Below are 24764 nucleotides of genomic sequence, written 5' to 3'. Positions count from 1 at the left end.
ATGAAAAAAATAATTTTATCTATAATAGCTTTTTCTCTAATTGCGGTTTCGTGCAGCGATTTTATAGAAAAAGATGAAAGAGGAATTCAAACCTTAGAAAACTATTTTCAAACCGCACAAGAATGCGAGAATTATGTTAATGAATTGACAAGACGACTATTATTGCCTAATGATTGGTATACTTTACTTGCGCCAAGATTAACAAACGAAACAGCTACTGATGATGCCTGGATGGGGAATACAGGGCAAGATAGTGGCGCTTTTAGGCCTTGCGCGCAATACATTGTCTCACCAGATAATATGGGATCTATGAATAGTATCTATACTGCTCATTATTATACGATTCAATCGGCTAATTTAGGTTTGGAGAAAATGGCGGCGTCGCCTATTACAGAGACTCAAAAGAATCAATATATGGGAGAATCTTTATTCATTCGTGCCTATTGCTATTATGAGTTGGTAAATAACTTTGGATCTGTTCCATTATATACTAAATCTCTTGGAACTGCCGATTTAAAATTACAACGCAGTCCTGTTGGTGATGTTTATGCACAAATTGAAGCCGATCTTAAAGAATCTGCTGCAAAATTAGAAACCATTCCAGTTAACAGACAAGGAAGAGTAAACAAATGGGCAGCGTATGCCTTACTGGCTCGTGTATCTTTATTTCAGGAGAAATGGGCAGAGGCAAAACAGTATTCCAACAAAGTGATTTCAGAAGGGCCTTATTCTTTGGAAGCTGATTTTCTAAATATTTGGAATGTAAACAATCATAACGGAGTTGAATCAATTCTTGAAGCACAAACTTCATCTGTACAAGACAAAGATTTAGGATCTTCCATAGCTACTTTTTCAGGAGCAAGAGGAGAAGACAAAAAATATTTCCCAAGTAATGATGCACAGGATGTTCTTGATGGTTGGGGATGGTGTATGCCAACGAGCGATTTAGAGAATGCTTATCTTTCTGAGAATGATGTAATTCGTCGTAGAAGTACTATCACCAAATGGGGAGAAGCGGCTTATGGAGACGAGGTTTTAAATCCAACACATAAGTTCAGTTTAAACGATAATAAATCAGGACGTATCTGTCGTAAATATTATATTCCGATCGCAACACGTCGTGCATTAGACAAAAAAGACGGGCACTTGCCCCTAAATGTTCCCTTGATTCGTTTGGCCGAAATGTACCTGACAAGAGCAGAAGCGAATTATCATACAGGAGGAGATGCTCTAGCGGATATCAACATCTTAAGAGCGCGAGTGAAATTAGATCCAAAAACAGGATTAGCAGGACCAACACTTTTAAAACAAATCTATAAAGAGCGTCGTTTAGAATTGGCTTTTGAAGGATTGCGTTTGTTCGATATTCGTCGTGAAAAAGATCCAACAACAGGAAGACCGGTAATTGAAGGTTTAATGGGACCAAGTGGAACTTTTGTGCAATACAATCTGAATTCTACAGATCCTTATGAAACTACAAACTTAAGAGAATCACAAGACAAAGGAATCAATTTTAGCCCGGCTAAAAATCTATTGTGGCCTATACCACAGCTAGAAATTGATTTAAGTGGAGGTTTAATTACACAAAATCCTGGTTACTAAGATGAAGTTAATCAACAACAATAAAGTAAGTCTGCTATGTGCAGGCTTGCTTTTGGCAAACTCGTTTTTAGTGAGTTGCGATTCGGAAAACAATAACAATTCAAATGCTGAGAGTACTACAGCCGAGTTGAGTATCAATCTTGATGCAAATCTTCAAACCATGGAAAGCTTTGGAGCTTCAGATGCCTGGCAATGTAATTTTATAGGTAAGAATTGGCCCTTGGATAAAAAAAATAAAATAGCCGATTTACTTTTCAGCAAAGAACTCGATGCCGAGGGAAATCCAAAAGGAATCGGATTATCTCTGTGGCGTTTTAATCTTGGATCAGGAAGCTCTGAGCAGGGAGATGCAAGTGATATTGGTGATGAGTGGAGACGTACCGAATGTTTCACCACAGATGGTGTAACGTATAACATGAGCAAACAAGCCGGTCAGGTTTGGTTTATGAAAGCAGCCAGAGAACGTGGTTTAGAAAAATTATTGGCCTTTACCAATAGCGCCCCGGTTTACTTAACTCAAAACGGAAAAGCGCATGCCACAATCAAAGAATTTTATAATTTGAAAGATGGGAAAATGCCAGAATTAGCAGATTTCTGGGCAACATCTTTAGACAAACTAAAAACGGAACAAGGTTTAACAATTGATTATGTAAGCCCATTTAACGAACCGCAATACGAGTGGGATGGAACTGCCCAAGAAGGTTCTCCGGCTACAAATGCTAATATTTACAGTTTTGTGAATGTTTTATCTCCAAAATTACAAGCAAAAGGATTAGAGTCTAAAATTGTAGTAGGAGAAGGCGGTTCTTATGAGCCTTTGTATAAAACAATTTCAGGCAAAGAAAGTAGATCCAATCAAATCGATTATTTCTTTGGGGTGAATTCTGCTAAAAATATTGCAGGATTAAGCAATGTTAAAAAAACAATTTCCGCGCACAGTTATTGGCAAGCCTGGCCTTTGACAGAGCTAGTTTATTCCAGAGGATCCGCCGCTACAAGAACACAATCAGTGGCAGGATTGAGCCTTTGGTCATCAGAATACTGCGTTTTAGAGAGTCCGGGAACTTCAGAGCTTCCTGGTGGTGGAGGTCCGGGAAGAGATTTAGGAATGCAAACGGCACTCTGGACCGCTCGTATTATAAGCACTGATATTGCCCTTGGAGGGGTAACTTCCTGGCAATGGTGGACAGCCATTAGCCGTGGAGATTACAAAGACGGTTTAATTCACATAGATGATGGTTCAAGTAACGGAGCGGGAAATGCAGATTATTGCAAAAACGACGGCTATATCAGAGATGCAAAAACACTATGGGCTTTAGGAAACTTCTCCTTTTTTGTAAAACCTGGAATGATAAGAGTTCAGATTCCAAGTGCCAATAATTCCACTTCGGTGAATGACGTAATGGTAACGGCCTACAAAGATGTAGCAACTAAAAAACTGGTAGTTGTGGCAGTTAACATCAGCAAATCGGCGAAAGCCTACAAACTGAATCTTGCCGGAGGCGTTTTAACAGATAATAAATTAACCCCTTATACAACCTCAGAAACATTGAGTTTGAAAAAAGGAACCGGGGTTGATGCAACGAATTTTACAATTCCTGCAAAATCAGTTGTGACTTATGTGGGAACATATAAATAACACAATGTTTATTATTTCAAGGAAGGAGAACACAGGCAATGGCAAACTAGCAAAATAGTCCCCATTGCAAGGTCGAGAAAGATTCTAACCTTAGATTGCAGGGTTACTGGTGAAGATTTACTTCGTCTGTTCGCTATCGCTCGGGTCTTCTTGGTTGAAAGGACAAGATGGTGAAAAATAAAAGTACGATCGAAAATATTCGATAAAAAAAGATAGAATAAAATAAATGAGAAAAGTATATATCTCGCTTTTATTGGTTATGAGTTCGCTGTCATTTGCGCAGCGAACCATCACCATTAGCACAGATAATGTAGTTCAGACAATGGATGGTTTTGGAGGTTCTGATGCCTGGAGATGTCAGTTTGTTGGAAAAAATTGGCCTGAGCAAAAAAAGAATGCCATTGCCGATCTACTCTTTAGTAAAGAAATTGATGCTGAGGGAAACCCAAAAGGAATCGGACTTTCGATCTGGAGATTTAATCTTGGAGCGGGAAGTACAGAACAGGGAGAGAACAGCAGAGTTTCGGACGAGTGGAGAAGAAGTGAATCTTTTTTGCAAGCTGATGGAACTTACGATTTCTCCAAACAAGAAGGGCAAAGATGGTTCTTGCAGGCAGCCAAAAAACGCGGAGTCGAGAAATTCCTGATTTTCACCAATAGTCCACCGGTTTATATGACAAACAACGGATTGTCTTTTGCCACTCAAAAGAATAAACTGAATCTAAAAGATGGTGCAATTGTAAAATTTGCCGATTTCTTAGTTCAAAGTATTCAGGGGTTAGAGAAAAAAGAGGGAATTAAATTCGATTATGTGAGCCCTATAAATGAACCACAATGGGAATGGATGCCTAATAACGGGGACAAAAACAGTCAGGAAGGCACCCCGGCAACCAATGGGGAAATTTATGATTTGACCAAATCACTTTCGGAAAAACTCAAAGCAAATAAAATGAGTACCGAAATTGTAATTGCAGAAGCCGGACAAATTAATTATTTGTATGAAAATGTAAATGCAGAGGACAGAGACAATCAGATTGAGTACTTCTTTGGGAAAACAAAAACAAATATTTCAAAATTTTCCAATGTAAAAAATGTCATTTTAGGACACAGTTATTTTACAACATGGCCAGTGGAGAAACAGGTTTTAAGCCGAAAATTAATAGCGGCAAAGATCAAGCAAAATCCGGGATTGAAATATTGGCAATCGGAATATTGCATTTTAGAAAATCCAGGAGAAGCCGAGATTCCCGGTGGCTCGGGCGGAGGCAGAGACTTAGGAATGCAAACCGCGCTATTTGTGGCACGACTGATTCACAACGATATTGCCCTTGCAAATGCTTCTTCATGGCAATGGTGGACCTCTTTAACCCGAGTGGATTATAAAGACGGTTTGATTTACCTCGACAACGGAAAAAGTAGCGGAGGGACAGCGCCGGATTATGTGCGAGAAGACGGAGAATTTCACGATTCAAAACTACTTTGGGCTCTGGGGAATTATTCCTTGTTTGTGCGTCCGGGTATGCTTAGAATCGATGTTCCAAACCAAAACGAATTGGACGCTGCAAATGATGTGATGCTCACGGCCTATAAAGATGTACAAAACAAAAAACTAATTGTAGTGGCTGTAAATTGCGGAAAATCTCCTCAGAAATACAAATTCAATTTATCAAAAGGAACCCTAAAAGACAACGAGGTAACACCGTATGTAACCTCTGAGAGTTCAAATTTAAAAAGAAGCAACACTCAAAAAATAGACAACCTGGAAATCCCCGCAAAAGCAATAGTAACCTTTGTAGGGGAATTACAATAGTCGGGTTTCAAGTTCTTTGCGAGAACCCGAAACTTGAAACAAAAAAACAACAAATTAAAAAACAATAAAGAAAGCTTAGATACTTTGAATCTTAGCCACCTAGAACCTTAAAAATAAAATATAGTGTTTACAAAAAAGATCTTACTACCCGTATTACTCTTCTCGTGTTTGTCTGCATTTAGTCAGATATCGTTTGGAGATTCCAAAAAAATCAATGACAACTGGAAGTTTAATCTGCAAGATACTCCCGAGGCTCAAAAAGAAACTTACGATGATAGCAAATGGCAAGCAGTTAATGTGCCGCACGATTGGAGCGTAAAAGGACAATTAAGTCCAACATTGGCAAGCTGCACCGGTTTCTTGCCGGGGGGAATTGGCTGGTATCGAAAATCAATTAATATTGAGCAAGCCAAAACTGGCCAAAAAGTCTATCTCTATTTTGAAGGTGTTTACAACAGAAGCGAAGTTTTCCTTAACGGACATTCTTTAGGAAAACGTCCAAACGGATATATTTCATTTGCGTATGATGCAACACCCTATGTAAAATACGGAGCAGAAAACACCATTTCAGTTCGTGTAGATCACAGTCAAAGTGCCGATTCAAGATGGTACACCGGTTCGGGAATTTATAGAAATGTCTGGTTGGTTTATGCCAATGAGGTGCATATTGCACAATGGGGCGTTTATGCTTATCCTGAAGTAAAAAATGGAACAGGAACCCTAAATATTGAAGTTGATCTAGAGAATGGTTCTTCAACAAAATCAAGCGTTACTATAATTAATGAATTGATTGCAAAAGACGGAAAATCAGTAGCAAAAACATCTTCTAAAGTTGAAGTTGCCCCGAACAAAACCGGAAAAATTTCCACTGAAATAAAGGTAAAAAATCCAGAGTTGTGGGATTTAGAGAATCCAAATTTATATCAGCTTAAAACAACTGTTTTAAAAGACGCAAAACAAATTGATCAAACCATTACTCAAACAGGATTTAGAACTTTTACTTTCGATCCAAACAATGGCTTTGCATTAAACGGAAAATGGATGAAAATGAAAGGAGTTTGCTTACACCACGACGCCGGAGTTTTGGGTTCAGCCGTTCCAAGAGAAGTTTGGCAAACCAGACTCAAAACATTGAAAGAAATTGGCGTAAACGCCATTCGTACCAGTCATAATCCGCAAGCGCCTGTTTTTTATGAGCTTTGCGACGAGCTTGGAATTTTGGTTTTAAATGAAGCTTATGACGAGTGGGAATTTCCAAAACGCAAATGGCTCGAGGGCTGGAATTACGGAACACCGGGATTTGAAGGCTCGTTTGATATTTTTGCCGATTATGGAGAAAAAGATTTGGAAGACTTTGTTCGTCGCGATAGAAATCACCTTTCGGTATTTGCCTGGAGTATCGGAAATGAAGTCGATTATCCAAACGATCCGTATTCTCACCCAGTTTTAGACAAAGGAAAAGACGGGTTTGGGCAAGCTGCTTATGGCGGTTATAAAAAAGATGCCCCAGATGCAATGCGTCTTGGCGTAATTGCAAAACGTTTGGTTGCAGCGGTTAAAAAATACGATAAATCACGACCAACCACAGCAGGACTCGCAGGTGTGGCAATGTCTAACGAAACCGAATATCCGGGAGCCTTAGACATCACAGGGTACAATTATACCGAAAGCAAATACCAATCAGATCATCAGAAATATCCAAAGAGAGTTATTTTCGGAAGTGAGAATATTCATGATATGGAACCTTGGCTAGCAGTGAAAAACAACAAACATATCTTCGGACAATTTCTTTGGACAGGAATTGATTATTTGGGAGAATCAGGAAGATGGCCCTCAAGAGGATTTTATTCAGGACTGGTTGATTTTGCAGGAGTAATCAAACCAAGGGGGTATTTCCGCCAGTCATTATGGTCAGATAAACCAATGGCTTATGTTGGAACTTATTCCTTGAAAAACGATAAAGATATTTCTAAAGATGCCTGGGCTATTTGGAATTACACTCCGGGGGAAATGATTCGCGTGGTGTGTTATACCAATGCTGCAAAAGCACGTTTAGAATTAAACGGAAAAGTAGTAGGTGAGGTAAAACCTTATGACGAAAAAACAGGAATTATTTATTGGGATATTCCATTTGCATCAGGAAAATTAGAAGCCATTGGTTTGGACAAAAACGACACAGCAATAAGTCGATATGCCATCACCTCAACACAACAACCTGTAGAACTAACCATTGCCGATAAAAACATCACAATTACAAAAGAGAAAGGCGTTGCCAAAATAATGGTTCAGGTAAAAGATCAAAACGGTTTACCGGTTATGCTTTCAGACAATGAAGTAACGTGCACTATCAGCGGGCCAGGAATTTTATTAGGACTTGAAGCCGGAAACAATAGCGACATGAGTGATTATACAGATAATGTTCAAAGAGTATTTCACGGTCATATTGCCGCTTATATTCAGGCAACTGGGGAGACGCAACCCATAAAAGTAACCTTTACAAGTGAGTGGTTAAAACCCGTTGAAGTTACAGTTAATGTAAAATAAGTTGGTTTTCTAACAGAAGTAAATTAGTAGTTTTTTTAAATTGTCAATTGACCTGTCAGCTTTTTTGGTTAAGCAGACAGGTTAATTGTATGTAATAGAAAAAAGTTTATTATATTTAAAGTGTGATATTTACATTTATTTAAATTAAGATGAAAATAAAAAATAGAATTGCCTTTATAATCGGACTTGTTTTGGCTGGAGTTTCTTTGAACGCACAAACGAAAACCTTCACAAAAGAGGAATTTAAACAATGGGCACAAACGCCTCCAATGGGTTGGAACAGTTGGGATTGTTATGGCTCAACAGTGGAAGAACACGAAGTAAAAGCCAACGCCGATTATATGGTTAAAAACCTAAAAAAATACGGCTGGGAATATATAGTGGTAGACATTAGATGGTTTGTAGAAAATGACAAAGCAGGAGGATACAACCAGAGAGATCCGCGTTATGTAATGGACCAATACGGAAGATATTTACCGGCTTTGAATCGTTTTCCATCGGCCAAAGACGGACAAGGGTTTAAACCATTAGCGGATTATATTCATAAAAAAGGACTGAAATTTGGAATTCACATCATGCGTGGAATCCCTAAAAAAGCCGTTGAAGACAAAATGCCAATTAAAGGCGCAAAGGGAATTACCGCCGATCAAATTTATACCACCGATTTGCAATGTGAGTGGTTAAAAGATAATTATACCATCCTGGCAGATAAACCCGGAGCACAGGAGTATTACAATTCAATATTTGAACTCTACGCAGAGTGGGGTGTAGATTTTATCAAAATCGATGATTTATCAAGACCGTATCACCAAGGGGAAATTAACCTCATTAGAAAGGCGATCGACAACTGCGGACGTAAAATTGTATTGAGTACTTCGCCGGGAGAAACGCCTATTTCTGCCGCGCCGCACGTAAAAGAACACGCTAATATGTGGCGTATGGTTGATGATGTTTGGGACACTTGGCCGCACATCACCCATTTGATGGAAGTAAGCCAAAAATGGTATCCGTACATTGCACCGGGAACTTGGCCAGATTGCGATATGATTCCACTTGGCCGTATTTCTTTAAGAGGAGAACGTGGCGAAGATCGAATGACGCGTTTGACAAAAGACGAGCAATATACGCTGATTACTTTTTTTAATATTTTTAAATCGCCGTTGTTTTTTGGCGGAGATTTACCCAGCAATGACGCATTTACTTTATCGTTATTAACCAATAAAGATGTCGTTAGAATGCACAAGGAAAGCACTGATGTAAAACAGCTCTTCCAAAGAGATGGCAAAATTGCCGTGAGCTCAAAAAATCCTAACGATGGAAGTGTTTATTTGGCCTTGTTTAATATCTCGGATAATATCACAGAGAGCATATCAGTGAATTTATCAGATCTTGGAATTGCTGGAGATGTAGCTGTTTTAAATATGTGGACAGGGGAAAAATCTAAAGTTTTATCCAAAAAAATTTCGGCAGAATTAAAACCGCATAGTTCGATTCTCTATCAACTAAAAAGCCAAAAATAATGAAGAAATTACTGCTTAGCTTTATATTGGTTTTACTGTTTTTTAATTTTTTGCAGGCTCAAAATAACACAAAATCAGTTCCGCCAATCCTTGCTGAAAAAGATTTAACAGCCTATTTATTTGTTTATTTCACCGGAAATAATCCCCAGGAAGAAGCCGTAAGATATGCCATCAGCGCAGATGGTTATCATTTCTGCAACCTCAACAATAACGGGCCCGTAATTGATAGTAAAACCATAAGCTCCACAGGTGGTGTTCGTGATCCGCATATTTTGCGTGGCGAGGATGGCCAAACATTTTATATGGTTTTAACCGATATGACCTCATCGAAAGGTTGGGACAGTAATCGCGCGATGATTTTATTAAAAAGTACAGATCTTATAAAGTGGGAGAGTAGTGTGGTAAACATTCAAAATACTTATCCCGGAAATGAAAATCTAAAACGGGTTTGGGCCCCACAAACTATTTATGATGCCAAAGCCGGTAAATACATGATTTACTTTAGTATGCAATATGCCGGTGGTCCTGATAAGATCTATTACGCTTATGCCAATAAGGATTTTACGGCTCTGGAAAGCGTGCCAAAACTCTTATTTGTACCAAAATCTCAAAGAGCTTGTATTGACGGAGATATTATCGAAAAAGACGGAATTTACCATCTTTTCTATAAAACAGAAACCGAAAAAGCAGGCATAAAAGTAGCCACAACAATGGATTTAACTTCGGGAAAATGGATTGAAAACGACAATTATTTGCAACAAACCACCGACGGAGTGGAAGGTTCTAGCGTTTTTAAACTAAATAATTCAGAGCAGTATATTCTGATGTATGATGTTTACACCAAAGGGAAATATCAATTTACAAAAACAAAGGATTTAGAGAATTTCACGGTAATTGACAATGATATCTCAATGGATTTTAACCCGCGTCATGGAACTATTTTACCCATAACGCGTTCTGAATTAAAAAGGCTTATTGCCAAATGGGGAATGCCGGGGGAGTTTCCAAAAATAAATAATAATCCAGTTTTAGAAGGTTATTACGCAGATCCTGAGATTTTATATTCAAACAAAACAAAGAAGTACTACATCTATCCAACAAGCGATGGATTTGATAGTTGGTCAGGGAATTATTTTAAAACCTTTTCATCTGATGATCTAACCAATTGGAAAGACGAAGGTATTATTGTAGATCTTAGAAAAGATGTAAAATGGGCCAACCGAAATGCCTGGGCACCTTGTATTGTTGAGAAAAAGATAAAAGGAAAGTATAAGTATTTCTATTATTTCACGGCGGCGCAAAAAGTTGGTGTCGCATCATCTGATAACCCAACAGGACCTTTTAAAGACAGCGGAAAAGCTTTGATAAGCCAAAGACCGGAAGGCGTAAAAGACGGTCAGGAAATTGATCCGGATGTTTTTACAGATCCCAAAACAGGCAAAAGTTATTTGTATTGGGGCAACGGATATATGGCCGTAGCCGAATTGAATGCAGATATGATTTCTATTAAAAAAGGAAGTACAAAAGTCATAAAAGTTGACAATACCTTTCGCGAAGGAACCTATGTTATTTATAGAAATGGTATTTACTATTTTTTATGGAGTGAAGACGATACCAGAAGTCCTAATTACAAGGTAAGATATGGGATTTCGAAATCGCCACTAGGCCCAATTGAAATTCCGGATAACAATATCGTAATTCAGGGAATTCCAAATCAGGGCATTTATGCCACAGGACATAACTCGGTCTTGCAAATTCCAAATAAAGACCAGTGGTATATTACCTATCATCGTTTTTCTTATCCTACAGGCATAAAAATGGGAGATGCGGCAGGATTTCATCGGGAAGTTTGTATCGATAAACTTGAGTTTAATCCCGATGGAACTATAAAGCAAGTGATTCCGACCCATAGTGGCGTTAGCGCAGTTGAATAGTTGATACACTTAAAAGAGAAAGAGGTTTTACTTTTTATTAAAGTAAAACCTCTTTTTTTAGTTTATTGTACCTTTAAAGTCAATAGATAAATTATTCTTAGAACATAAAATTCAAATGAATTTATACTGCTTGATCATCTGTATCTCCTGATGGTGCATTTGTTTTTACTGATTCGATCCCGTTTTCTCTGGCAGCCGTACTTTCATACATTTCACTTGCTCCAATAATTTGACCATTAGAAGCTTTCAAATTGAAATATGGTTTTCCGTTGCTGGATTCTTTTCTGTCAAATTTGCTATCGTCTTGTGAGTTGGTTTTCACAGATTCGATACCATTAAGACAGGCAGCTTTTGTTGTGTAGCCTTCACTTGTTAAAATTGTCTGACCATTACCTGCTTTTAAATTGAATTGAAATTCGCCGTTAGTTCTTTTAGTAATTACAAATTTTCCCATATAGTTTTTATTTAAGTTAGGCATTATATTATTTTAATATCCATAAAAATACAAAACTTCATCATATAAATTATAAATCAGTAAAATAAAATTATACCAATATTAAAACGCAATAAATTAAGTCTAGAGGAGTTTGTAAATAGATGCAATCGCCTGATTATAAGGTTTGTATATTTGTTTTATAAACTAATTCAGAAATAAGATAAAATAAGAATGAGAATATTCTGTATTTTTAGTTTGTTTAAAAAAATGTAATTATGAAAAAATTAGCCCTAATCTTTGTCATTTCAGCCCTGTTAATCTCTTGTAATAATAAGAAAACCCAAAACGCAGTTGGTATTGCTACAGATACAACTTCGACTATAATTGATGAGACAAAAAATCTAATTCCCCAGAGTGATAGTTTACCCCAGGTAAGCATATACGAAGGGGTTTTGCCTTGCGCTGATTGCAGGGGAATTAAAACCGTATTGAAAATTTATTCAGGCGATGGCACTATGGAGAGCCATAAATTTGAATTGTCAAGTATTTATCAGGGAAAAGGATCTGGAAAAGCCTTTACACAAAAAGGCCATTACAATACAGAAAGAGGATTAGAGGATGATCCCGATGGAACAATTTATGTGCTGAATTATGACAAACCAGAAGCAGAACAACTATTCTATGGTTATTCTGCCAGAACTCCCGATAAGATCTTTTTACTGGACAAGACCCGCAAAATAATCAAAACAAAACTAGTTTATTCTCTGACAAAGAAATAGATGATTTTAAAATTGAGAAAGGCTTCCAAAAATATTGAAAGCCTTTTTTTATGATGGGAATTTAAAGTTTTTATTAGACATTAAAATTAAGATATTTATGCATTATCTAATTTTCTAATTGCCAGATTATCTAATTAGCACTTTTCTTGGTATTAAACGAAGGCAGGATATATTTCTGAATGAGTTCGTCACTAGGGGATTGTGAGTTATAGTTTCCACCAGTAATAACCGTTATCATATTTTGATCCTCCCAGATATAAATTTTCTGTCCACCGTTTCCTTGTGCCGCTTTTCCGTTGTATTTCACACCATCAACATTGAGATATTTTAGCCACCACAAATAGCCATAATTCACACCCTGAACCACAGAGTGTTTGCTTAGAGACTCTTCAACCCAGGCTTTAGAAACAACTTGTTTGCCATTCCAAAGGCCTTTATTGAGATAAAGCAAACCAAATTTTGCCATATCACGAGAATTTAAATACACCTGACAAAAGGTTTCGGCGCTTGATGCATCGGGTTTAAAATTCCATTTGAAGTTTTTAATTCCAAGATCTTTAAACAGCGTTTGTTTGGCAAATTCAGGCAAAGGCATTTTTGTCGCTCTTTCGATAATTTTCCCCATAGTAATTGGATTTCCGGAGCAATACATTCCTTTTCCACCCGGAACATCAACCATTGGCAAATCCAATGTAAATTGAATCCAATCATCAGAATAATTCATGGCAGTTTCATTTCCCTCTGCTTTGGGATTACTCACATCACAATCAAGACCACTTTGATTGGTTAAGAGGTTTTCAATTGTAATTTGTTTTTTGTCATTGGTGAGATTCTTAAAAGTATAATCCGGAAAATAGGAGAGTACCGTTTCAGTTTTATCTTTAATGTAGCCTTTATCAATTGCAATTCCGGTAAGTGCCGAAACAAAACTTTTAGTGGCCGAACGAAGCTCATGCAACTTAGTTTTGTTATTGTCATAAAAATACTCTTCAAAAACTAATTTCCCGTCTTTAATAATCAAAACACTGTGAACATTTTGATAAGTACCGTCAACGATTTTCTGCATCATTTCGCCCAATAATGCTTTATCCAAGCCGGTATTGTCAAGAGGACCCGTTAGCAAGCCATCCAAATCTTTTTTAGGCTGTTGATACACATACTTATAATCCTTAGAAGCATTTAACCTGGGATACCACATTTCTTTAGGAAAAACGACTTTTTTACTGATTAACTTATAGGTTTTCTCCTCAGAAGAATAACCATTAATGACAGAAGCCTGATCTCTTAAAAAGGTCACTTTCTCTTTAGACATGTTCAGAAAAACATCTCTCTCAGATGGTTTTAGCGCATATTTACTCTCGTTGATAATCGCATATAAAATGGTGTCTTTTGGTGAGGCTGCAATTTGTAATGTCGTCTTATTTTGATATTCATAAATACCTTCATACTCTTTTAATTGGTCGTAGGTAATTTTAAACTTTTCTTGCGAGTATCCGCAATAAATAATCAATAAAAACAGCAGAAGTAAATTGGTTTTTCTCATTCTTTTGGTTTTTAGGTTAGTTACTGGTTATGAAATAATTGACCACAGAAAAGATATAAAAAAAAAGAGACACTTAATTAAAAAATTAGTGCCTCTTTAGATATGAATTTATTTGTAAAGAATTACTTGATCGTAATTGGAAGCTCAACGGTTGTTTTATCCCAGCCAATTACCAAATTCGCTACAGAACCCCCAGTGGTAAAAGCAATTGATAAAGCCTCAATTGGAGTTGATACCGTTTTAACCGGAACCGAAACCTTAGCGATATTTTTGCTTTCATCATAAGCATAAGCGCCCCACATGTCAACTTCTTTATTGATGATAATGGTCCATTTGTCTTTTTCAGGAATAGCAAACAAGCTATAAGAACCTGCAGGAATATTTTTACCATCAATGGTCACGGCTTTATAGAATTTAATTTCAGTATTTTCGTTTGCACCAACGCGCCAAACTTCTCCAAAGGGAATTAAATCTCCAAAAATTGCACGTCCTTTAACCGAAGGTCTTGAATAAATAACCTTAATAACCGCAGAAGGATTATCTGTTTTTTTGAATTTTACAGCCTTATTTGGGAAATAGGAAATATCTGCTGGACTTGCATCCAAAGGAGCAAATTTTACCTCTTGTGCATTAACCCCCAAAGTAGTTAATAAGATAATTATCAGTAAATTAAAATTTTTCATAGTTGTAATGATTTTTAATAGTTTACACAAAGTAAGTTAATAATGAAGAAAAATCATATAAGTTATAACCTATTTTTTGTTAATGAATTGATAATGGTTATTAGTGTTGCTCTTTTTTCTTTTTGTCATACCAATTCTGCATAATATAAAAAGCTTTCTTTTTTTGACCGTCATTTGAGATCAGACCTTTTCTGTTATATTCGTCCTGAATTCCCGGTAAAAGTCTTCTTGGAGATCTAAAATCTACCAGAATCCAAGGACTTAATCCACTAAGATGTGGTATCTTCTCGATCATTTTTAAATTCTGAATATATAAGTATTCCTGAAACTCCTCGGTCCAACGCTCATTTTTTTCTCCGTGTAAACCCGCTTTTGCATCACCTCCAAATTCAGAAACAATAACGGGTTTGTTGTATTTGGTTTTCCAGAATATTTTCTCAGCATCTTCCAGTTTACCGCCGTACCAACCCAAATATTGATTAAATGCAATAATGTCCAAATAATCACCAATGGCATCGTTGATTGTTCCAAATCCGGCGCTGTCACTTTGCGTTAATAAAGCTGCGCTGATTAATCTAGTATTGTCTAAAGATTTGGTGTGATCCACCAATTTTTTAATAAAAGCATTTCTTGCATCAGATATAGGCGTTTCATTTGCCATTGACCAGATAATGATACAAGCCCTGTTTTTATCTCTTGTAAGGGCTGCTGTTAATTGATCCTGGGCATTTTGATAAGTAGCTTCCCTTGTAAATTCAACAGTCCAATACACTGGAATCTCTTCCCAAACCATCAATCCCATTTTATCGGCCTCTCTGATGATGTTCTCGTTATGGGGATAATGCGCCAGACGAACATAATTACAACCCAATTCCTTTGCCCAGTTTAATAATCGCAAAGCATCTTGCTCAGAATTTGCACGTCCGCCTTTTGCGTTTTCTTCATGAATGGAAATTCCGCGTAAGAAGATTTGTTTTGCGTTTAATAAAATTTTGTCTCCCTGGGTTTCAATGGTTCTAAAACCAATAGTATCTTTTAGTTTCTCTGCGTTGTAATCAATGGTTACCTCATAGAGTTTTGGATTCTCAGGAGACCAATACGATATTTTTTTTACCGGAATTTCAAAGTTTACAATTCCATCAGCACCAACTTTTGCTTTGTAATTAATTTTTAGTTCCGCAATAGAAATCGTTACCGCATTTAGCGTTGGATTAGCATTATTGATTTTAATAAAACCCGAAATTAGAGCCGTGTTACCTTTTTTAAGCTGAATAGTATAATCTTCTACAAAAGAGTCATTCTCTTCAATTAAAGTCACATCGCGCGTGATTCCGCCATAATTCCACCAATCAGTGTTAATGGTCGGCACATCTTCTTTATGTCTGGTGTTATCTACTTTAATCACCAAATAATTGTCCTTTGGTTTTACAATCGAAGTAATCTCATAATTAAATGGCGTAAAACCACCTTCGTGAGTTCCTAGTTTTTTTCCGTTCAAATAAACATCGGCTTTATAATTGATGGCGCCCAAATAAACAAAAAGACGTTTTTTGGCTTTCAAATCATAATCAAAAGATTTCTTGAACCAAACGTTCCCTTCGTAATATTTAAGCTCTGGAACCTGCGAGGTCCAATCGCCCGGAATATTTATCTTTGGAGATTTATCAAAATCATATTCCACCAATTCCTGTTTGTTTACCGCATGATAATTATTGAAGTAAGCCGCACTAGATGGTTTTGCCTGTTTGTCGTATTGATCGTGATGAAAGCTGTAAAAACCAGTTTCATAAGGATCAACAATATAATTCCAAACCCCGTTTAAAGAAGTTGTATTTCTATTGGGAACATTGGAGATTAGACTTTGATTTTGCCCTTGGGCAAAAATGGAAAAGCTTAGAAGTACTTTGGTTATTAGTTTTTTCATTAGTAAAATGGTATTTGTTTTATTATACATTACGGTTCAATCTTTAAATACTCTCCTTTAAAACTCTGATTGAGAGCCGTCATTTCAATTGGCATTCCCGATCCATCAGGAACAACTTCAATCGATGCCTTTCCGTTGGCCATTTTAATGGATTCGCTCCCTGTTGGAGTACCTTGATTTTTCATGGTTTTTCCGCCTTTGAGACATTGAAAATAAACACTTTCTTCATAATCCAGGCAACGCAAATTAGCATTGTCAATTGCAATTGCGCTTACCAGATAATTGCCATTTTTTAATTTTTGAGATGATAATTGCAGGGATGTCGCCGTATCATTTTTCTTAAAGCGGTAATTTACCTTTAATGTATCCGAAACTTTTTTGCCATCTTTAGTCTCACCAATGGCAATTAGCGTGTTTTCGCCCTTTAGAAAATTCACGTCCCAAGTTAAGCCATTGGCAGGATATAGAGAAAGATTTCTTTGTTTTTCTCCAAGAGATTTTCCTTGATGATAAAGAGTAACCTTCTGACAATTACTAAAAACGCTCAAAGTTCTTGGTGTATTCTCAGGTCCCTGACGCTCGGTCCAGGTATGCGATTCGATGTAAGTAAATGGCTCCTTGCTCCAATAACTTTTAAAAACATAATAAGCATCTTTGGGATTCCCGTTTCTATCCACCAGCCCTTTTTGATTCATATACGGAATAGCATCTTCGGGGCGCAGTGGCGTTGCAAAATCCTTAAACGCCCACTGAATGTTACCCACAAACATCGGATCGTTCTCGGATATATGCAAATGCCAATCGAATAAATCAACGATATAGTTTTCGCTCCAATCGCCAATTTGTGCAATATTGGCCACTTTGGTTTGCACAATTGCTTCTTCCCAGCCTTCGGCTTTTATGATATTTTCCCCCGTAATCGGATTTTCGCTGTGACGCCCAACGTGACTGTCACCTCCGTATTCGGCGTGAATAAAGTGTTTGTATTGTTTTTTATAAACATCAATTGCTTTTTGATAGCTTTTGTAACTTCCCGAGTACCAGCCCGACCAAATAGAAGGGGAGAAGACATCGACAATTTGCGAACCTTCATAATATTTTCTAATGGCCGTTTTTCTACTTGGATCCATTTGGTGTGCAATGTCGTTTAGCTGGGTCAAAAATGCATTTGTCTTCTGGGTATCGTCGCCACCTGGAAAATCAGCAAGCCAGTTCATTTCATTTCCTAACGACCAGATGATAATACTGGGGTGATTGTAATTTTGATTGATGATTTCTCCAAGCATATTTTTGGTATTGGTTTGCCAAAGTTCATCGCCAATTCCCCCACGGCACCAAGGCAATTCATCCCAAACCAAGAGCCCCAATTCATCACAGGCTTTATAAATTTCAGGATCTTGCGGATAATGCGCCAGGCGAACAAAATTTGCCCCCATGCTTTTAATAGATTCCATATCGGCGCGATGTTGCGCGTTGCTCATGGCCGCGCCAACTCCGGCTTGTTCTTCATGGCGATGTGTACCGCGGATGAGCAGTCTTTTTCCGTTAAGAAAAAAAGGCCCGTGGTCTTTAAATTCAAACCATCTAAAACCTATTTTTTCACTAGCGGTATCTTTAATTTGATTTTTCTGCGATAAAAAAGCAGTAACCGAATATAGATTAGGTTTCTCGGTATCCCAAAGCTCTGGATTTTTGATATTCTCAAATTCAATAGTGGAAGTTTTATCTAAAACAGAAACCGTTTTACTGGCAACTTTTTTCCCTTTTGGATTTTTAAGAACGACCGTTAAGGATAAAGCTGCAGAATTTTCAGGATTCACAATAGAGGCCAGAATCTTTACAGAAGCATTTTTTGCAGAAACCTGAGGTGTTGTAATTTTTAAATTATCGATGTGATTTTTATATTGAGATAGGAGCCAGACATCTCTGGTGATGCCGCCATAAATAAAGAAATCACTTTTTTGAGAAGGAATAATTTCAATATCATAACTATTGTCCACACGAACAAAAATAGCGTTGTCTCCCTCGTTTATGAAGCTTGTAATATCGATGGTAAAACCAATATAACCACCAATATGCCCCCCGGCTTCCTTGCCGTTTACATAGACTTTTGTAGTTACGTTTGATCCTTCAAAATATAAAGAATAACGCTGGTTTTTATCGATTTTCTCAATATGTAATTTCTTTTGATACCAGCTGGCATCACGCCTGTAACCAGGATTTAAATCCGTTGCATCTTCGGCGTTCCAGGTGTGTGGTAAATTTAAAGAAGCCCAGTTGGTGGCTTTTTGCGCCGTAGAAAGACTCGATGTATTGTTTTCTAAATAAAGCCAATTGTTATTGATGTTCATTTTTGTCTGAGCAAAAATGCTGCTCAGACAAATCTGAAAAAAAAACAAAAGCGCAAAAGTATAAAATGTATTGTTATGGCAGGGTAGTTTTTTCATTGCTTATAAAGCTTTTTTTCTTAATAATGCTTCGAGAAAATAATAATCGGCATAGATAATAGGTTCGTCAATTTCGTCGTGTTTTGGCCAGTTCCCAGTGCTGTGATCCAGGATAAAAGGCGCTTTTATATTTGCATTCAAAACATATTGATCCGAACTTAAGGAGGTGATTATTTTATCGGCGAAAGCCAAATAACTTTTGTTTTTAGTATAGCTGTAAAGTTCATATAAACCAGAGGCCATAACCGCCGCGGCCGAGGCATCACGCGCAGAATTCGGAATACTTGGATCTTTAAAATCCCAATACGGAATCCCATCCTGGGGTAAGTTTTTATGGCTCATGAAAAATTGCGCTGTGGCCTGGGCTTGTTTTAAATAAGCAGGATCTTTGGTATATCTGTATGACATGGTAAATCCATAAACTGCCCAGGCTTGTCCGCGCGCCCAAACCGAATCATCATTATACCCCTGAAGCGTAGTTTTCTTTCTTACTTCTCCTGTATTTGGGTCATAATCAATCACGTGATAACAGCTATTGTCTTCTCTGAATTGGTTTTTCAGCGTAGTATTGGCGTGTTTTACAGCAATATCATGATATTTTGGGTTTCCTGATAGTTTTGAAGCTTCAAAAAGCAATTCCAGATTCATCATATTGTCAATGATAACCGGGAAATCCCAAATGTCTTTATTAAAATCCCAAGATCGTATGGAACCTACTTTTGCATTAAAACGTGTAGATAATGTTTGGGCACCTTTGATGATAACGTCTTTGTATTCTTGCTTGTTTTCCACTCTCAGCGCCTGGCCAAAACTGCAAAACACTTTGAAACCAACGTCATGCGAATTACTATTTACACTTTCTTTTTTGCTAAAAGGAGTCCATTTTTCAGCTTGTTTTTTATATTTTTTGTCACCTGTAAGACGGTATAATTGCCATAAGTTTCCGGCAAAAAAGCCACTTGTCCAGTCTCTTGAAGGAACTTTTTTAATCAAATTACTCTTCAGGGTCATGCTTCTTGGCATTGACATAGAATCAAGGGGATAATCCAGTACCATTTTGTATCTGGCCTCAAGAAGATTATTTGTAATGCTTGGGGTAACTTTTGTCTGAGAATTAATTCCGGATTTGCACGCTGTTACCAGCAGTGCAAACCCAAGAATTAAAGAAATGAAACTAACTTTATTCATACTTACTAATTAATCTAATGTTTTAATAACCAGGATTGTTTGGAGCCAAATTAGGATTGATCGCCAATTCAGTTCCCGGCAATGGGAATAAATAATCTTTGGTTGGATTAAAATTGGCATGCGGCTCTAAACCACTTGGACCAAAAACTTCAGGTCCGTTTTGCAACCTCTTGATATCATACCATCTGATATATTCAAAAGCAAATTCTAATCTTCTTTCGTCGATAACCATTTTTCTAAAATCAGCTTGCGAGGATCCCGGGGTTACATTTGCAGGAAACGAAACTATTTTTCCGGCTTTATTTCTAGCCCTGGCACGTACTCGGTTTACATAAGAATCCGCTTCTGTAGTTCCTGGAGTGATTTCGTTTAAAGCCTCGGCGGCCGTTAGCAAAACTTCTGCATATCGCATGGTAATATAATTGTGCTGAGAAGTTCTTCCGTTAGCTCCTGCTTTACCCGGAAAACGGTAATATTTTGCAATATGCGGACGTGGTGCTTTTTCGTTATCACTTGAAGGATAAATCTGCAATGCTCCACCCGGACCGGTTTTCTTTCTAATAATAGTATCAAAACTTACCGCGCGTCTATAATCTCTTTGATCCCAGGTATTAAATACTTTCAAAGACGGTACAGCAACAGAGAATCCCTGACCATAACTGTAACTATCATCTTTTAATGAACCTGTGAAAAATGCCGTATAATCCTGACCGTAATTTCCTGAAACCAGATTGTTAAAGTCAATGGTAAACAAAGGCTCTTTTAACGCTGCCGCTTTTGTAGCATTAAACAAATCCTGAAAATCTGCGTCTAACCCTAAACCAAATTTTGCTTCGTTTGTAATTACATATTTTGCTTCTTCGTATGCTTTAGGATAATTTTTTAAAGTCAAATAAACAGAAGCCAAATAACCTGCGGCAGTACCTTTTCCCGGAACCGCTTTTACTTTTGGTTTATCGTCCAACCATTGTTTTGCAAATTCTAAATCGGCAATAATTTTGGGGTATATTTCAGCTTCTTTAGTTCTTTTTAAAGTGTTTACCTGAGCAACTTCGTTTACGGCAAAATCAATATACGGAACATCTCCAAAGATTCTAACCAAATGATAATAGGTAAATGCTCTTGCAAAATAAGCTTGGGCTACAATTGCATTTACCTTTGCAGGATCTCCAGGTGTTTTTTTAGCACCTTCAATTGCTTGATTTGCAGCGGCAATAATGATATACGATTGTGGCCAAAAGTTCGCAACAAGCGCATTAGTATCATTCATATTCATATCATTGACATCGATACGTGCAGCCTGAGTGGTTCTATCACCAATATCAGCCATATCATCACGAAGCATCAGGGCAATTGTAAATTCACGCCCCCAATAATTATTGTGAGCAATGTTGGCAAAAGCGCCGTTTACAGCAGCTTGTAAGTCATCTGTATTTTTGAAAAAGTTGTCGGGGCGAATAATTCCAACTGGGTGTTCTTCAAGATCAGAACAGCCAAAGGCGAATATTGCCAAGAAAAGAAAAGCTATATATTTTTTCATGATGTTATTTTTTAGACTAAAATTTTAAATTAAATCCGAAAGTAAAAGTTCTCACATTTGGATAACTTCCGTACTCTAAACCTAAGTTGGTGTTACTTCTGGCATTGGTATCATTGAGGTAATTTCCTTCAGGATCAGAACCCGGATAATCAGTAATTGTCCAAAGATTTTGTGCACTGATGTAAAAACGAACTTTACTCAAGCCCATTTTCGAAACCACTTTTTCATCTAAACTATATCCTATAGAAACGTTTTTTAGACGAATGTAACTTCCATCATACACAAATCTTGAGGTAACTCTTTTGGTTCTTGCTGCATTTGCAGGAACATTAGTATCGGTGTGTGTTGGTGTCCATGCATCAAGAACTTCAGTGGTTGCATTGTTGTTTCCAGAGGCCAATTCCATTAAAGTATAGTTCAGGATTTGATTTCCTTCAGAACCTTGAAAGAAGATATTCAGATCAAGATTTTTATAGGTAAAATCATTGTTCAAACCAAAGATGAAATCAGGATTTGGATTTCCAATAATCGTTTTATCACTGGAATCTAATTTTCCGTCACCGTTTACATCTCTGAATTTTTCTCCACCCGGAGCCGTTTCAAAGTTACCAGGTAGAACCGTTTCCCCCGGCTGGATTACACCATCATAAATAAACCCGTAGAAAGCGCCAACGGGCTGACCCACTCTTAAAATTTGAGAATCTGTTGCAAGGAAATGTCCAGGGGTAGAGTTGATTAAAAGATCTTTGTTATCAGCTAATTTTAATACTTTGTTTTTGTTGGAAGAGATATTAAAACTAGTGGACCAAGTGAAATCTGCCCCAATAAAGTTTTTAGAATTTATGCCCAATTCCCAACCTTTATTTTCTAATTGTCCAACATTTTGAAGCTGAGAAGCAATACCTGAAACTCCTGGTAAGGGTCTGTTGAACAATAAATCTTTAGTAATAGTTTTATAATAATCTGCGGTCAGACTCACTCTGTTATCAAACAAACCCAAATCAATACCATAATCTTGCTGATAAGAGGTTTCCCATTTTAAATTCGGGTTATTTAGTGAAGTCAACTGAACCGCATTTACAATCACATCACCACTTACATCATAAATCTCAGAGAATCTAGATAGTGTAGAGTAGGCGCCAATCGATGGATTTCCCGTTGCCCCGTAACTTGCCCTTAGTTTAAGATTCGAAATTGTTTTATTGTCTTTTAAGAAATTCTCTTTGGCAATATTCCAACCCACAGCTCCAGAGGGGAAAGTTCCATATTTGTAGTTTTCACTAAAGCTAGAAGAACCGTCACGACGCGCTGTAAAGGTAAATAAGTATTTATCGTCATAATCAAAATTCAATCTTCCAAAGGCGGAGATGAGTTCAGTTTCAGATAAGTTAGAATCCGGTTTTAAAAATACAGTTCCCGCACCTAAATTATGGTATGAATTTGTGTTCGTCAAGAAACCTCTTGAAGCAGCATAAGAACTTTCGTTTTTGTTCTTTTGATACGAATAACCTCCAAGAACCGTCAGGATTCCTTTTGCAATAATCTCTTTTTTATAGGTAAGGTAATTTTCGGTTAAGAAAGAAGAAAATCTGGTATTGTTTACAGAAGCTTCTCCTTTGATATTTTTTCCTGCAATTAAAGTCGAGGGAATATATCTTCCGCTTTGAGAGTTATTATCGGTTAAACCTAAAGTGGTTTTAAAATCTAAATCTTTAGTAAATTTATACTGAGCAAAGAAATTAGATCTGTTTACAATAGAAACCGTTTCGAGAATATTTTCCATTGCCGTTGCATACGGATTATCAATATCGTCCCCAATTGGAGCCGTAGTGGTATAAGTTCCGTCTGCATTATAAATTCCTTTGTCAGGCATGAATCTGTAAGCAGCAGCAATTACACCCGCGGCGCCAGTTCCCCCAGCGCCTGTCTGGCTAATGATTCCGTCTTTGTTTTGTTTGCTTTGAAATAAATTCAGACCAACTTTAAATCGGTCAGATAAATCAGCTTCAAGATTACTTACGATGGTATATTTATCGATTCCTGAATTAATTACAACCCCATTTTGATTAAAGTAGTTTCCAGAAACATAATACCTCACATTCTCAGATCCTCCAGAGAACGAAAGAGAAGTATTGGAAACCATTCCTTCACGATAAATTACATCCTGCCAATCTGTATTAGCGCCGCCCGGAGTATGGGTTGTAAAACTTTTTCTATAGGCCACAAACTGATCCCCATTTAATAAATCCAGTTTATTGTTTACAGATTGTACAGAAGTTGAGTTACTGAATTCGATAACCGGTTTTCCTGGTTTTCCTTTTTTAGTGGTAACCATAATAACCCCGTTTGAACCTCGGGATCCGTAAATAGCCGTTGCAGAGGCATCTTTTAAAACCTCGATAGAGGCAATATCCTGAGGCGCCGGCATAGAAACACCCGCAAAACCGTCCACAACAACAAGCGCATCACCGCTTGCATTGATCGACGTTCCTCCACGAACCCTTATTTTTACAGGAGCGCCCGGTTCACCACCATTATTAGATTGTACCGAAACACCCGCTGCGCGACCTTGCAAAGCCTGTTCAGCATTTAATAAAGGATAAGCAGTCAGTTCTTTTGCCGTTACAGACGATACAGATCCAGTGATATCGCTCTTTTTACGCGTTCCGTAACCTACAACAATTACCTCATCAAGATTTTTTGTATCTGGTTTTAGACTTACATTTATAACAGTTTTATTGCCTACTGGAACTTCTACAGTTTGATATCCCACAAAGTTAAAAACTAAAACAGCATTTTTTTCAGATATAAAAACATTGTAATTTCCATCCATATCCGCGCTTGCTCCAACGGATGATCCCTTTACATATACATTGGCACCAGGAAGCCCGAGTAAATCTTCGCTCGAAGTAACTTTTCCGGTCACTTTTCTTTCCTGTGCATTTACAATGATATTTCCCAGTAAAAAAACTACCAGAAGACACCATTTAAGCGACTTAATTTTTTGGTTTGTAAACATTCATTTTTTGGTTTAAGGTTAATGTTAGATAAAATAGAAAAGCAACAAACTCATTCCTATTATTAGTGCAACAAAGAGAATTTGCAGCAATACGAATTTTGTTTTCTCGAATTTCATAAGGCAAATGTAAATGTCGAAAACGATATAGAAATACAA

Annotated in this window: 15 protein-coding genes; 7 read left to right on the top strand and 8 right to left on the bottom strand. The window is 37.3% G+C overall.

Features of this window, described 5'->3' with window-relative positions:
• The 6 genes from LPB88_RS12630 to LPB88_RS12605 all read left to right on the top strand — a co-directional run bounded on the left by LPB88_RS12630 (position 1) and on the right by LPB88_RS12605 (position 11049).
• Complete coding sequence (locus LPB88_RS12630; protein ID WP_230716050.1) at positions 1–1602, top strand: RagB/SusD family nutrient uptake outer membrane protein; 1602 nt, start codon at positions 1–3, stop codon at positions 1600–1602.
• 1 nt (position 1603) lies between these two features.
• Positions 1604–3241 (top strand): glycoside hydrolase, encoded by a 1638-nt coding sequence (locus LPB88_RS12625; RefSeq protein WP_230716049.1) that lies wholly within the window; start codon positions 1604–1606, stop codon positions 3239–3241.
• A 226-nt stretch (positions 3242–3467) separates the two neighbouring features.
• The gene (locus LPB88_RS12620) at positions 3468–5051 is read left to right on the top strand and encodes a glycoside hydrolase (RefSeq protein WP_230716048.1); all 1584 of its coding nucleotides are present in this window, start codon (positions 3468–3470) and stop codon (positions 5049–5051) included.
• Positions 5052–5174: 123 nt separating this feature from the next.
• Entirely contained in the window at positions 5175–7595 is a 2421-nt protein-coding gene (locus LPB88_RS12615; protein WP_230716047.1) for a sugar-binding domain-containing protein, read from the top strand.
• 149 nt (positions 7596–7744) lie between these two features.
• The gene (locus LPB88_RS12610; protein WP_230716046.1) at positions 7745–9115 is read left to right on the top strand and encodes a glycoside hydrolase family 27 protein; all 1371 of its coding nucleotides are present in this window, start codon (positions 7745–7747) and stop codon (positions 9113–9115) included.
• Entirely contained in the window at positions 9115–11049 is a 1935-nt protein-coding gene (locus LPB88_RS12605) for a family 43 glycosylhydrolase (RefSeq protein WP_230716045.1), read from the top strand. Before LPB88_RS12610 ends, LPB88_RS12605 begins: the two co-directional genes overlap by 1 nt.
• A gap of 121 nt (positions 11050–11170) precedes the next feature.
• Here the strand turns inward: LPB88_RS12605 and LPB88_RS12600 are convergent, their stop codons facing one another.
• Positions 11171–11503 carry a YegP family protein gene (locus LPB88_RS12600; RefSeq protein ID WP_230716044.1) on the bottom strand — a complete coding sequence of 111 codons (333 nt, stop codon included), beginning with the start codon at positions 11501–11503 and terminating at the stop codon, positions 11171–11173.
• A gap of 257 nt (positions 11504–11760) precedes the next feature.
• Between LPB88_RS12600 and LPB88_RS12595 the strand changes: the two genes are divergently transcribed.
• Positions 11761–12264, top strand: a complete 504-nt coding sequence (locus LPB88_RS12595; protein WP_230716043.1) for a copper resistance protein NlpE — start codon at positions 11761–11763, stop codon at positions 12262–12264.
• A 130-nt stretch (positions 12265–12394) separates the two neighbouring features.
• Here LPB88_RS12595 and LPB88_RS12590 read toward each other — a convergent pair whose 3' ends face one another.
• The 7 genes from LPB88_RS12590 to LPB88_RS12560 form a co-directional block, all read right to left on the bottom strand.
• The gene (locus LPB88_RS12590; protein ID WP_230716042.1) at positions 12395–13807 is read right to left on the bottom strand and encodes a serine hydrolase; all 1413 of its coding nucleotides are present in this window, start codon (positions 13805–13807) and stop codon (positions 12395–12397) included.
• Positions 13808–13929: 122 nt separating this feature from the next.
• Positions 13930–14490, bottom strand: a complete 561-nt coding sequence (locus LPB88_RS12585) for a DUF2911 domain-containing protein (RefSeq protein WP_230716041.1) — start codon at positions 14488–14490, stop codon at positions 13930–13932.
• A gap of 100 nt (positions 14491–14590) precedes the next feature.
• Positions 14591–16414 carry a glycoside hydrolase family 2 protein gene (locus LPB88_RS12580; protein WP_230716040.1) on the bottom strand — a complete coding sequence of 608 codons (1824 nt, stop codon included), beginning with the start codon at positions 16412–16414 and terminating at the stop codon, positions 14591–14593.
• A 29-nt stretch (positions 16415–16443) separates the two neighbouring features.
• Entirely contained in the window at positions 16444–18861 is a 2418-nt protein-coding gene (locus LPB88_RS12575) for a glycoside hydrolase family 2 TIM barrel-domain containing protein (RefSeq protein ID WP_230716039.1), read from the bottom strand.
• Between the two features lie 3 nt (positions 18862–18864).
• Positions 18865–20049 (bottom strand): glycoside hydrolase family 88 protein, encoded by a 1185-nt coding sequence (locus LPB88_RS12570; RefSeq protein WP_230716038.1) that lies wholly within the window; start codon positions 20047–20049, stop codon positions 18865–18867.
• Between the two features lie 22 nt (positions 20050–20071).
• Complete coding sequence (locus LPB88_RS12565) at positions 20072–21589, bottom strand: RagB/SusD family nutrient uptake outer membrane protein (RefSeq protein WP_230716037.1); 1518 nt, start codon at positions 21587–21589, stop codon at positions 20072–20074.
• 16 nt (positions 21590–21605) lie between these two features.
• On the bottom strand, positions 21606–24608 hold the full coding sequence (locus tag LPB88_RS12560; RefSeq protein ID WP_230716036.1) for a TonB-dependent receptor: 3003 nt from the start codon (positions 24606–24608) through the stop codon (positions 21606–21608).
• Positions 24609–24764: the final 156 nt, after the last annotated feature.

Source organism: Flavobacterium sp. JAS (assembly GCF_020991455.1).
In the GTDB taxonomy this organism is placed as follows: domain Bacteria; phylum Bacteroidota; class Bacteroidia; order Flavobacteriales; family Flavobacteriaceae; genus Flavobacterium.
Note: the sequence above shows the minus strand (reverse complement) of the source record. Positions and strands in the feature narration are given on the sequence as shown.